The organism is Acidaminobacter hydrogenoformans DSM 2784 (assembly GCF_900103005.1).
Classification (GTDB): Bacteria; Bacillota; Clostridia; order Peptostreptococcales; family Acidaminobacteraceae; genus Acidaminobacter; species Acidaminobacter hydrogenoformans.
This window is the reverse complement of the sequence record NZ_FMWL01000003.1, coordinates 74,579-87,019: the sequence shown is the minus strand read 5'-3', so window position 1 is coordinate 87,019 and position 12,441 is coordinate 74,579. Positions and strand designations below refer to the sequence as shown.

The window sequence follows — 12,441 nt, the reverse complement described above, 5'->3', positions numbered from 1 at the left end:
TGAAATCAAGTAAAAATGTGATAAAAAATGTGTTTTGTTGTGAAATGATTTAAAATTATAAGATTTTGCTCAATCAAACGAGAATTACAATGATAAATTTGTGCATATTGTTGTGTTTTGTTGTTGCGATGTGGTATTATGTGTGGGAAGAGATTCTAACTTACAATATGGAATTGAGGGTGTTGAAATGATGTGGTTACCTGAAAAAAGATATGAACAGATACTTTCGATCCTCGAAAAGGAAGGTGCCGTAAAAGCCTCATCGCTTAAGGTAGAAATCGGTGTGTCGTCGGAAACCATACGAAGGGACCTTGAATATTTGGAATCTGTGGGTTCGCTTAAAAGAACTCATGGCGGCGCAGTTGCTGTCGATCAAAGTGACTTTGACGAATCTAAAAACGGATATCTTGAATTTCAAAAAAGAGAACGACAGAAGATTTCTGAAAAAGCAGAGATTGCAGAGATTGCGGCACAATATATAACCGAAGGACAGTCGTTGGCATTGGACTCAGGTACAACCTCGAGGAAACTTGCAGAAATTATTAAAACGAAATTCAATCGATTGACCGTTGTTACAAATTCACTTCATATTGCCAATGTTCTTGCAGATGCTAAGGGCTTTACGGTCATACTGACCGGAGGGGTGTTAAGGCCAGAAGAATATTCAATGACGACGGATATGGCTACGTTAATTTTTTCAAAATTAAATATCAACACTTTTTTTCTAACAACCTGCGGCGTTTCCGTTGAGTCTGGCATTACTTACCAGCGACCTGACGAAATTATTGTGCAGATCAAGATGATGGAAGCTTCAGATAAAACCATAATCATTACGGACAGTTCAAAGTTAGGGGTAAATTCGTTGTATAAAATGTGTGGTTTGGAGAAAATAAATATGATTATTACAGACTCTTCAGTGACGGATAAACAAATTAAAATGTTTGAAACAGCTAATGTTCCAGTTGTTTGTAAACTCAAACAGGATGATGAAAGTATAAAACAATGATAGGTCGGTGTAGAAAAACAGATTCAAATTTATATGAAGCGGGGGGAGCAACAATTGAATCGTCAGAAAATGAATGTACTTCTAATCTCTGTGGATGCGCTTAAGCCTGAGTTTATTACGGATCCTAAAAAATATGGTGTGTGCTTACCTAATATCTCTGAATTTTTTACCAATAATGGTGTGTATGCCTCCAAAGGTGTTAAGAGTGTATTTCCAAGTTTCACCTACACTTGTCATCAAACAATCATCACTGGAACTTATCCGGATACCCATGGCATTTACAACAATATAATGTTTGATCCTGATGGTAGTCATAAAGGTGCATGGCATTGGTTTGTAAGTGATCATGTTCCAACACTCTGGAAACTTGCAAAGGAACATGGTTATTGTTCGGCAAGTGTTGCGTTTCCAACTTCTGTCGGAGCTCAAGGAGACTATATAGTGCCTGAGTTTTGGTGGGATGGCTCAGGACTGGACACCAAATTTATAGACGCAGTTTCTGTGCCGCAGGGGCTTGCTTCAGAAATGGAAAAAGAGATAGGGAGATTTCCGGGTGGCCTGGATTTGACGATAGATGGAGACTGTAGAAGAAAAGAGGCTGCTGTTTGGCTGCTGAGAAACAAAATAAAAGCTCGTGAAACTGAGGTGCCTTTCTTTATGACAACCTATTTTGCTTCTTATGATGAAACGGCACATGTAAATGGTGTGTATAGTGCCGAAGCGTTAAGTGCATTAGAACAGATCGATCAAATGGTGGGAGACCTTATAAAAACAGCCTATGAAATATCTGATCGGGAATTGCTAATCTGTCTGGTTTCGGATCATGGAAGTCTGGATAATCATCACTGTATACGGCCAAACGTAAAGCTGAAAGAAGCTGGACTCATCAGTGTGAACAGTCAAAATCAAGTGTCTTCATGGCGCGCTTGGTCTCAAAGAGCTGGTGGCACATGTGAAATAAGATTGAAAGACGAAGGGGATCTTGAATCCAGTGAAAAGCTTAAGCTATTAATGGAGCAGTTGAGAACAGAACATGATAATGGAATTCTGGAAGTGCTGACGGGTGATCAAGCTAGATTAACCCGCAAAGGATTTTCGAAAGCAGCTTATGTTCTTGTGGCCCAGAAAGGTTACGAAATCAGGGATGATGTTTGTGGTGACTACATGACAACCGAGTTGGTTCAAAAGGCTCAGCATGGCTATAGTGAAGAGTTCGATGAAATGAGAGCTTCATTTTGCATGATAGGCCCTGATATTCCAAAAGGTAAGGATTTAGGCAGTTGTAACCTGGTAGATGTGGCACCGACTTTGGCAGCTGTGATGGAAATTCCTATGCCGACTGCACAAGGTGAAAACCTTTGTAAAAGATTTTGGACAGAGGATTAACGGTTGAACTTAACTTAAAAGTTTAGACATTACTGAACTTCTCAAAGCTTGACTTGGTGAAATTGGGGTGTATTATGGAACGAATTGAGAATCTGTTCGGAAAATTCGCTGAATTTTTATGGGGAGACTGGCTGTTGGCTGCATTAATAGGTGTTGGATGTTTATATACTGTAATGACTGGCTTTGTACAATTCAGGCAAATTCCTTTCATTGTGCGCGAAGTATTCCTCCAACCTATTCTGCAGCGGAAAGAGAAAAAGAAATCGACTTCAGTGACGATCACCTCATTTCAGGCGCTCTGCACATCGGTTGGAAGCATAGTGGGCAGTGGAAATATTGTTGGTGTATCCACTGCAATTTTATCAGGCGGTCCTGGGGCTTTATTTTGGATGTGGCTCGCTGCTATAGTTGGCATGGCCACGAAATACGGTGAAATCGTTCTTGGGTTGCACTATCAGAAAAAAGATAGTCTTGGTAGAGTGATGGGCGGCCCAATGTATTACATAGAAAAAGGATTGTCTTGTCGTTGGTTAGGCGTTGTGGCTGCTGTGCTGCTATTTGCTCAGAATCTTGGAGGCACATTAATTCAATCCAATACGATAGCTAATGTCATGCAAGATAAATTTTGGGTATCTGAGTGGATGACTGGAATTATGCTGGCATTGATTATGAGCATTATTGCAGCAGGGGGCCTAAAGCGACTTGCTAAGGTAGCTGCAAGAATTGTCCCTTTTATGGCTTTATTGTACGTATCTGGCGGTATGATTGTTATTATTATGAATGCTGCGAAAATTCCAGATGTTTTTATATCGATAATTGAGGGTGCCTTTTCGATTAAAGCTGGCATTGGAGGTGTCGCGGGATTTTCTTTGAAAGAAGCCATGCGCTATGGGGTTTCCAGGGGGTTGTATTCCAATGAAGCCGGCGAGGGTTCTGCTGCGGTGATCCATGCGTCGGTTACCGTGGATCATCCTTCGCGGCAAGCGGTTTACGGCATAGTTGATGTATTTATTGACACTATGGTAATTTGTTCAATCACTGGTTTTGTCATACTTCTTACTGGAGTTCACAATACTGTAGTCAACCCTTCTTTGTTGACTGCGACTGCATTTGGTACATTCGCGCCCTGGATGAGTTTTATTGTATCCGTGAGTTTGATATTGTTCGCTGGGACTTCGTTAATGAGTCAGTGGTATTTTGGGCATGTTAGTTTGTTGTACTTGGCAAACGAAGATGCCGCCTGGATTTATAGATTTCTATTTCCTGTCGCTATCGCGATAGGAAGCGTCAGCAGTATCAAATTAGTATGGTTGATTCAGGACTGCGCGCTTGGGCTTTTGATTATTCCCAATCTGATAGCCCTGACTATCTTGTCGCCAGAAGTTCGACGCCTCTCAAATGATTTTTTTAAAAAGGCGGCTTAGAGCATAGTAAATTTGAATAGTATAAATAACAGGATTACCCATTATTGGACAAAGTCAAAAAGAGCGACCGAGAGGCCGCTCTTTTTTGCTTTGTTTGGATCAGCTGGTTAGAAAGAAGGTGGTGTAACTGCGAAAATGACTTCTGAGGTTTCTGGGGATTCGTTTTCCCATTTGTGTTTATTAAACGGTGGAATCCTAATACTATCCCCTTGAAACAATGTTACAATTTCGCTTTCCAAATAGAGTCGAACCACCCCTTTAGTGACGTAGGCAACCTCTTCGCCTTCATGTCCAATTAAGCTTTCAGAGGATTGTGTATGCGGTGCGAGAGACATTAAAAGGAACTCGATAGCGCCACTTGTATCTGATGTTAGCAGTTCGTAGGTGAAATTTTCGTTGGAAGGGAAAATCAGCTTTTTTCGATTGCCAGCTCTTACTATTAATGAATTGGTCTCGCCTGAGTCCATGAAGAAACTAAATAATGGCGCATCGAGTACTTTTGCGATTGTTTTTAATGTGTTTATAGATGGATTGGCTAAATTTCTTTCCAATTGACTCAGCAGTGAGGAGGTCACACCTGATAGTGTCGCCAGGTCTTTGATGCTGAGATTCTTTGATTTTCTATATTCTTGAATTTTTTTGCCTATATTTACGTCGGTCATAAACACCCTCCAAATTAAATTATATTTAATTAAGTTAAATTTCATTTGACAACATAGTTAAACTTCATTAAAATATAGTTAATTGAATTTAATAAAATTGTACCTTGAAAATTGAATAAACACAAGTCCATTCTTTAAATCAAGCAGAACGAGACAATCTACACACTTGAATTCACGTGGATTTAGAAAAATTCAGTATTCTTTTGGAGGATGTTGAAATGGATAAGATTATGAGACCTACATGGGCTGAAATAAATCTTGATCATCTGGCGCATAATATTCGTGAGGTAAGGCATCACATTAAACCAGAGTCCAAGATACTGGCTGTTGTCAAATCAGATGCTTATGGTCATGGTGCAGTCAGTGTCGCGAAGACTTTGCTTGATAATGGCGCAGATCGGCTTGCTGTGGCTATATTGACTGAGGCAATGCAGCTTAGAAAGGTGTTTCCGGACACTGATATTATGATTTTGGGTTTTACACCATCAGATCAAGCGGATATTCTCGTTAAGTATAATTTAACTCAAACCTTGTATGATTTGGAAACGGCCAAACAGTATAATGAAAAAGCTGTTGCATTAGGCAAACGTATTAAAGTGCATTTGAAACTTGAAACAGGTATGGGGCGTATTGGGATGATGCCAGGTGAGCAAACTATTTCTGATATTCTTAAGATAAGTGAGATGCCTGGTTTGGAAATTGAAGGCATTTTTACGCATTTCGCAGTAGCTGACGAGCTTGACAAAACATCTACAATGAAGCAAATTGAATCTTTTATATATATGATTAAAAAACTTGTAAATAATGGAATCGTCATTCCGATCTGTCATGTGTCTAACAGTGCTGGTATTATTGATCTTCCTGAATATTGTATGGATATGGTGAGGCCGGGAATTATGCTCTATGGGTTATATCCTTCAGGTAAAGTGTCGCACTCATCTATAAGATTAAAAGAAGTGATGACGCTAAAAACCAGAATAGCCCATATAAAAGACTTGCCGCCGGGCTATGGAATCAGCTATGGCCATCAATATTTTACCAGAGGGGATGAAAGGATTGCGACTTTACCTATTGGCTATGCGGATGGGTTTTCAAGAATGCTTAGCGGTAAAGCAAGTGTTTTGATTCGTAATCAAAGGGTTCCGGTTGTTGGAAGAATTTGCATGGATCAGTGTATGGTTAATGTAACTGGCTTGGATGTAGGGGTAGGTGAATCAGTGACTGTATTTGGCGGTGATGAAACTAATAAAATATGGATTGAAGATATGGCGGATTGGCTTGGTACCAATACGCATGAAATTATTTGCAGAATTGACAAAAGAATTCCAAGGGTATACATAATGAATGGAAAAGTTGTAGATGTTAAGGACTACCTTCAGGTGTTGTAGGATGGATAGTTTAGTGGTGATTTAAGAAAACTCAACGGAACTTAAGATCGCAGTCAAGTATTCTATCCCGTCAGTAAGTGTTAACTTTCCCTGGATTTATGGTAAAATGTTGTAGACATTTATGTCTTGAAAATACTTATGAATCTTGGGGTGAGCCTTTTGGAAATAAACGCTAATCTGAGCTTTGTGGCGGCGGATGGACAGGTCTACTACGCGTATGATCTTGAAGAATGGCCGTTTCAGGGAAAGACTATTTATGAAGTGATCCGGATCATGGAGGGAAAACCGCTCTTTATGGAAGAACATCTGGAGCGGCTGAAGCAGTCGGGCCTCAGTCTGGGAATGCCGGCAGAAGGCATAGAAACGGCCGTGGCGGAAGACATGAAGCAGGTCGTCGCCCACTGCGACATTAAAGACAATAACCTTAAGATCGTGGCGGGCTATCTCGAAAGCGGTGCTTTCAGCTATGTGGTCTTTCCGGTGAAGAGCTTCTACCCACCGGAGTCTTATTACGAAAATGGCGTCAAGACGGTTTTGATGCAAGTTGAGAGGGAAAATCCCAATGCGAAAGTCATCAACGCTGAACTCAGCGCCAAGGTGGACCGTATGCGGGAAACCTCGGAGATCTTCGAGGGCCTCTTGGTGGACAGTGAAGGCCGCGTTACGGAGGGCAGCCGCTCCAACGTGTTTTTTGTTAAAGGTGACCGACTGCTGACGCCAAAATCCAGCCATGTGCTGCTCGGAATTACCCGTCAGAAGCTGTTGCTGGTTATTCAAGACCTGAAAGTTGACTTTGAAGAGGCTGAGATTAAGGCAGATGAACTTCAGAATTATGACGCCTGCTTTATCACGGGAACTTCTATTGGACTGCTGCCTGTGGCGCGTATTGACGAAGTCATCATTGCCTCGTCCAGCAACCCGCTCCTAAAAAGCCTTCAGGAAGGCTACGACAAAATCGTCAAAACCTCACTTGAAAAAATTGACTGGGAGTGAAGCAGCTTGAATCCTGTACATGAAAGATTTCTGAGATACGTCAAAATAGATACGGCTTCTGACCAACATTCCAATACAACGCCCTCCACACGCAAGCAGTTTGATCTGGCCAAGATCCTGTTTGAAGAGATGAAGGCCATGGGCCTCGATTCGGTGAGCTTGGATGACAATGGGTACCTCATGGCCGAACTTCCAGGCAACATCAAGGCTGCGCCGGTTATAGGCTTAATAGCTCATATGGACACCAGTCCGGACTTCACAGCGGCAGGCGTCAACCCGCAGATCGTCAAAAATTATGATGGCGGGGATCTTCTTCTGAATCCGGATCAAGGCATTGTCATGTCCCCGGCGGATTTTCCAGAACTTCTGAAATATATAGGCCAGGATCTCATCACCACAGACGGCACGACCCTTCTGGGCGCAGATGACAAAGCAGGCATCGCGGAAATTCTCACTGCGGTCGAATATCTCATGGCCCACCCGGAGATTCCGAGGGGCGACCTGAAGATTGGCTTCACACCGGATGAGGAAGTTGGACGGGGCGCGGATCACTTTGACGTTGAGAAATTCGCGGCGGATTTCGCCTATACTTTAGACGGCGGAGAGCTTGGCGAGCTGGAATACGAAAACTTCAATGCAGCTTCAGCGACAGTAAAATTTAATGGCCGCAATATCCACCCGGGCAACGCCAAAGATAAAATGGTCAATTCACTGCTCCTGTCCATGGCTTTCAACACCTTGCTCCCGGCTGCTGAGCGGCCGGAGCACACCGAGGGCTACGAGGGCTTCTTTCACCTCAACGAAATGAAAGGGGATGTGGAGCACACCGAGCTCCATTACATCATCCGGGACCACGATATGGCAAAGTTTGAGGCGCGAAAAGCCCTGATGACCGATGCAGCAGCCTATATGAACCAAAGGTATGGTTCTGGCACCGTAGAGCTGAGCCTTACAGATTCTTACTTCAACATGAAAGAAAAGATAGTGCCGGTTATGGAGATCGTGGAAGCGGTTAAGGGCGCCATGGAAGCCGTTGGGGTTAAACCGCTCATCAAAGCGATCCGCGGTGGGACAGACGGCTCGCGCCTCTCCTACATGGGCCTCCCAACCCCAAACATCTTTACCGGCGGCCATAATTATCACGGCCGGTTTGAGTACATTCCTATGGCCTCCATGGATAAGGCTGTAGAAGTTATAGTCGAAACGGTACGCCGCTTCGCGGAAAAGGCGGTATGAATTATGAGCCTTGATCGGTTGACGCGTACGGAAATGGTTATAGGTCCTGAAGCGCTGGACGTTCTGAAGCATGCCCATGTGGCCATCTTTGGCATAGGCGGCGTGGGCTCCTATGCGGCTGAAGCCCTGGCCAGGTCAGGGGTGGGTCGGTTGACGCTGGTCGACTTTGACCGGATCGCCCTGACGAATGTGAACCGGCAGCTGCATGCGCTTGAAACGACCATCGGCCAATACAAGGTGGAGGTGATGAAGGACCGGATCGCCCTGATCAATCCGGACATTGAGGTGGTTACAGTCCGGCAGCGTTATGACGCAGACACTTCTGAAGGGATTTTTGCCGATGGTTTTGATTTCGTCATAGACGCCATAGACATGGTCACATCCAAACTGCACCTGATCGTGTCCTGTCAGGAGCGCGGCATCCCGGTGGTCAGTTCCATGGGCACAGGCAACAAGCTTGATCCCACAAAGCTGGTCATGGCGGACATCTCTAAGACCTCCGTCTGTCCGCTGGCCAAGGTCATGCGCAAAGAGCTGAAGGCCCGCGGCGTGAAGAAGCTCATGGTGGTGTATTCCACGGAGCCACCGGTGGAGCCCCTCAAATTGGATCCGAATCCAACAAATGCCAGAAAGGTTACACCGGGGAGTACCGCCTTTGTGCCCCCGGTATCCGGTTTTTTCATGGCCTCCTACGTCATTCGCAGCCTGATTAAAAAGTAACAAAAAGGCCAAAAGCCTTGATTAATCTGCCATTGGATAGTATAGTTGACATAATAAATTTGCCGATGGAGGTTTTTTATGATCAAAAAGGTAATGGCATGGCTGCTGATTGGCGGCACATTGGCGCTTGGCGGCGGCTTTGCAGACGTGGCGGAGCACTTCAAACAGCCCGCCTACAAAATAGGGACAGTAAGCAAGGACGTTTACTGGCTGCAGCGCGCACTTAGCGATGCGGGCTTTTATAAGGATAGTGTCTACACGCTGAATTATGGACCGGTCACCCAGCAAGCTGTAAAGGCGTTTCAGCAGAGCGTTGGACTGACCGCGGATGGCGTCGCTGGCGCGGCGACACTGGCTCAGCTGCAGGCGCAGAACAGAATTCCAGAGGTCAAGCGGGACGTTTACAAGTTTGGCGCGACTTCGAAAAGTGTCTACTGGATCCAGGCATCACTGATGCAAATGGGTTATTTGGACATTGATAAGCCTACTGACTTTTATGGTGCAATGACTGAAGAGGCCGTCAAGACCTTTCAGGAGAAATTCAAAATGGAGATCAATGGCACTGCGGACGAAGCGGTGCTGGCAAAAATGGCTGAGCTGGGTTACATATTGCTAACCACAACTGACAGCACGGCACTTTCTGCTTCCGGTCCAACAGTCATTTCCCGGGGTGTCGGCGAGCGACGCATTGGTGAATACATCACCTGGAATGACATTCAGGGACAGCTGAAGCGCGGCTCCACGGTATTGACTTTGGAAGATTTTGAAACGGGAACACTGTTTAAAATGAAGGTCACTTACGGCGGCGTTCACGCTGACGTTGAGCCACTGACGAAGGAAGACGCTGAGATTATCAAGAAGCTTTGGGGCGGATCTTACAACTGGTCCCGCAGGGCAATTCTCGTTCACTTCAATAGCCGTATTATTGCTGCATCCATGAATGGCATGCCTCATGCCGGCCTTGAGAATCAACCGGAAGGCAAATATGTCTCTGACCGCTCAGCGGGCTATGGGTATGGCTATAACTTTGACATGGTCAAGAACAATGGCGTCTCAGGGCACTTCTGCCTGCATTTCAGGGACAGCAAGCTGCACAGCACAAGAACCAAAGATCCGAAGCACCAACAAATGGTGCGTGTGGCAGCGGGACTATAGCTTGAAATTGAATAAAAGTGGTGTTTGGTTGTATGCATGTTGTGCATACAATATAAATAATGTTGGATAAACGTAAATTTTTTATAAAATTTTGAGATGGGCACACGCCCATCTTTTCTTTTTTGTGAAATTTGTGTATTATCATTAAAAAAGGAGGTGGCAGCTTGGTAGATTATAGTATGTTTGATATTCTCGGTCCGGTAATGATTGGGCCTTCGAGCTCCCATACCGCCGGCGCGGCCAGGATAGGTAAAATGGCTCACAAATTTGCGGGAGATGACATTAAAAACGTTGCGTTCTATCTGCACGGCTCTTTCGCGAAGACCTACCGGGGCCACGGAACGGATAAGGCGCTGCTCGCGGGTGTCCTCGGCTTTGGGGAGAGTGACGACCGGCTAAGGGAAGCTTTTGAAATCGCGGCACAGCGGGGTGTGACGTACAGCTTTGAAGAGAAGGATCTTGGAGATTTGATGCACCCCAACTCCGTCAAGATTGTCGTCACACGGGCAGATGGTTCGGAAGTGGTGTTGATTGGGTCGTCCATCGGCGGAGGAAATATCAGTATAGAGCACCTTAACGGGATTGACCTCACGATCAGCGGCGAGCACCCAACCATCATCATCCGGCACAACACGAGCAAGGGCATTATTTCAGGCATGACCAACATCCTGATGGCGTGCAATTTGGATATTCTATATATGAGCTTTCACAAGAAGAAGAATCGAGACGACGAGGGCGTCATGGTGGTTGAGGTTTCGGATGTCGTCTGTGAAGACGCAGTGCGGGCGATCCGCTCGTTCCCTGGCATTGTCGATGTCTATCTAATATGATGAGGTGACGTATGACTTATAGGTTTACAACGGGTGAAGAGCTGATAGAGATATGCGGAGAGAAAAATATGACCATTGCCCAGGTGATGCTGGCCCGGGAAGTGGAAATGTCCCGCAGGACTGAGGCGGAAGTCTTGGGTCAGATGCGGGACAGCCTGGAGGTTATGAAGACGGCAATTCAGGCGGGGCTTCACGAGGGTGTCAAGTCGGTCAGCGGCCTGATTGGCGGGGAGGCGTACAAGCTATCACAGTATGCCAGTACCCACGAGCCTCTATCCGGAAGGGATATGTTTCAGGCCATGACCAACGCCATGTCGGTCATGGAGGTCAACGCGTCCATGGGCCGGATTGTGGCGTCGCCAACGGCGGGCTCCTGCGGGATTGTGCCCGGGGCGCTGGTGTCCACGGGTCTCAGGCAGGGCAAAACGGACGAAGAGCTGGTGCAGGCCTTGTTGACGGCGGCGGCGGTAGGCTTCCTGTTTTCCAGAAATGCTACCGTAGCGGGTGCAGAGGGCGGCTGTCAGGCAGAGACCGGGACGGCGTCTGCCATGGCGTCGGCAGGTATTGTTGAAATGATGGGGGGCAGCCCGGCGGCAGCGCTGAGCGCGGCGTCCTTCACCATAAAAAATATCCTGGGCCTCGTGTGTGACCCTATTGCTGGTCTTGTCGAATGTCCCTGCGCCAAGCGCAACGCTCTGGGAACGGCGAATGCGATCCTGTCAGCGGATATGGCCCTGGCGGGTCTGGAGACGGCGATTCCTTTTGATGAAGTCGTGGACGCTATGTACCGGGTGGGCAAAGTGATGTCGCCGACACTGCGTGAGACAGCCATGGGCGGTCTTGCTGCGACACCGACTGGGATTCGGATCGCGGAGCGGATTTTTGGTGTGGACAGCAAGCGCGGATAGTGTGTTTTTGAAGGATTGACTATTGGTAACAGGGCGTTGAGGATAGAAGACAGGGGGCACTTTCAATGTTGAAGTGCTGCCTGTCTTTTTGTGTTGTCGCTGGACGGGCGGGGTGTTGGTTGGGGACTGGGCCCAACCAAAATTCGGTTGGGCCCAGTCCCGCCCTGACAGTGCGGTATGTCCCTGTCCCCCACCAAAATACATTGTTAAAAAATCCTTAAGTCCTTAATCATCTTTTAATCTATAGTGTTTAACTGAGTACCTTGTAAAACAAGATAGCATATGGTATGATCATGCTGTAAAGAAAAGGAGGGCTTTTGACTATGGAAAGAAAATTGTATCGCTCGCGGGAAGATCGAATGTTGTTTGGTGTCTGTGGGGGAATTGGTGAATATGCGAACATAGACCCAACCATAATTCGACTCGGCATGGTGCTGATTGGCTTCACTTTTGTGGGATTCATATTTTACATTGCCGCGGGACTCATTATTCCTGAAGCGCCTGTGATGGAACAAGGAAGAACAGACCAGAACGGGAGAAACAATTATGGTCCGGGGCCGGTCAGACGCGAAGAGGATAGCTTTGATCCGGTTGCCGGTGCAAAACCAGAGATGCCGACAAAAAGTGAAACGGAAAATGAAACAGTAAGTGAAACAAAAAAAGAAACACAAACTGAAAATAAAGAAGCAAACACTGCAGAACAAAGCGACGCAGTTACCAGGGAGGTTTAATA

At 45.9% G+C, this 12,441-nt stretch carries 12 protein-coding genes; 11 read left to right on the top strand and 1 reads right to left on the bottom strand.

The window, feature by feature from the left end; genetic code table 11:
- Positions 1–142: 142 nt before the first annotated feature.
- The 3 genes from BLP63_RS04155 to BLP63_RS04145 all read left to right on the top strand — a co-directional run bounded on the left by BLP63_RS04155 (position 143) and on the right by BLP63_RS04145 (position 3,816).
- Positions 143–1,006 carry a DeoR/GlpR family DNA-binding transcription regulator gene (locus BLP63_RS04155; protein ID WP_242870785.1) on the top strand — a complete coding sequence of 288 codons (864 nt, stop codon included), beginning with the start codon at positions 143–145 and terminating at the stop codon, positions 1,004–1,006.
- Between the two features lie 54 nt (positions 1,007–1,060).
- Positions 1,061–2,392 (top strand): alkaline phosphatase family protein, encoded by a 1,332-nt coding sequence (locus BLP63_RS04150; RefSeq protein WP_092589638.1) that lies wholly within the window; start codon positions 1,061–1,063, stop codon positions 2,390–2,392.
- Positions 2,393–2,466: 74 nt separating this feature from the next.
- The gene (locus BLP63_RS04145; RefSeq protein WP_092589637.1) at positions 2,467–3,816 is read left to right on the top strand and encodes an alanine/glycine:cation symporter family protein; all 1,350 of its coding nucleotides are present in this window, start codon (positions 2,467–2,469) and stop codon (positions 3,814–3,816) included.
- Between the two features lie 107 nt (positions 3,817–3,923).
- On the opposite strand, the gene BLP63_RS04140 is transcribed toward BLP63_RS04145, so the two are convergent.
- Complete coding sequence (locus tag BLP63_RS04140) at positions 3,924–4,478, bottom strand: cupin domain-containing protein (RefSeq protein ID WP_092589636.1); 555 nt, start codon at positions 4,476–4,478, stop codon at positions 3,924–3,926.
- A gap of 218 nt (positions 4,479–4,696) precedes the next feature.
- On the opposite strand from BLP63_RS04140, the gene alr reads away from it, so the two are divergent.
- The 8 genes from alr to BLP63_RS17255 all read left to right on the top strand — a co-directional run bounded on the left by alr (position 4,697) and on the right by BLP63_RS17255 (position 12,439).
- Positions 4,697–5,866, top strand: a complete 1,170-nt coding sequence (alr, locus tag BLP63_RS04135) for an alanine racemase (protein WP_092589635.1) — start codon at positions 4,697–4,699, stop codon at positions 5,864–5,866.
- A 159-nt stretch (positions 5,867–6,025) separates the two neighbouring features.
- Positions 6,026–6,859, top strand: coding sequence for an aminotransferase class IV (locus BLP63_RS04130; protein ID WP_170829280.1), 834 nt, complete (start codon positions 6,026–6,028; stop codon positions 6,857–6,859).
- Between the two features lie 6 nt (positions 6,860–6,865).
- Positions 6,866–8,095, top strand: coding sequence for a peptidase T (gene pepT, locus BLP63_RS04125; protein ID WP_092589633.1), 1,230 nt, complete (start codon positions 6,866–6,868; stop codon positions 8,093–8,095).
- A 3-nt stretch (positions 8,096–8,098) separates the two neighbouring features.
- The gene (locus BLP63_RS04120; RefSeq protein ID WP_092589632.1) at positions 8,099–8,815 is read left to right on the top strand and encodes a tRNA threonylcarbamoyladenosine dehydratase; all 717 of its coding nucleotides are present in this window, start codon (positions 8,099–8,101) and stop codon (positions 8,813–8,815) included.
- A gap of 78 nt (positions 8,816–8,893) precedes the next feature.
- Complete coding sequence (locus BLP63_RS04115; RefSeq protein ID WP_092589631.1) at positions 8,894–9,970, top strand: peptidoglycan-binding domain-containing protein; 1,077 nt, start codon at positions 8,894–8,896, stop codon at positions 9,968–9,970.
- 164 nt (positions 9,971–10,134) lie between these two features.
- A complete protein-coding gene (sdaAB, locus tag BLP63_RS04110; RefSeq protein ID WP_092589630.1) occupies positions 10,135–10,800 on the top strand; it encodes an L-serine ammonia-lyase, iron-sulfur-dependent subunit beta in 666 nt (221 codons plus the stop codon).
- 11 nt (positions 10,801–10,811) lie between these two features.
- On the top strand, positions 10,812–11,708 hold the full coding sequence (gene sdaAA / locus BLP63_RS04105; RefSeq protein WP_092589629.1) for an L-serine ammonia-lyase, iron-sulfur-dependent, subunit alpha: 897 nt from the start codon (positions 10,812–10,814) through the stop codon (positions 11,706–11,708).
- Positions 11,709–12,031: 323 nt separating this feature from the next.
- Entirely contained in the window at positions 12,032–12,439 is a 408-nt protein-coding gene (locus BLP63_RS17255; protein WP_092589628.1) for a PspC domain-containing protein, read from the top strand.
- The last annotated feature ends 2 nt before the right edge of the window (positions 12,440–12,441 follow it).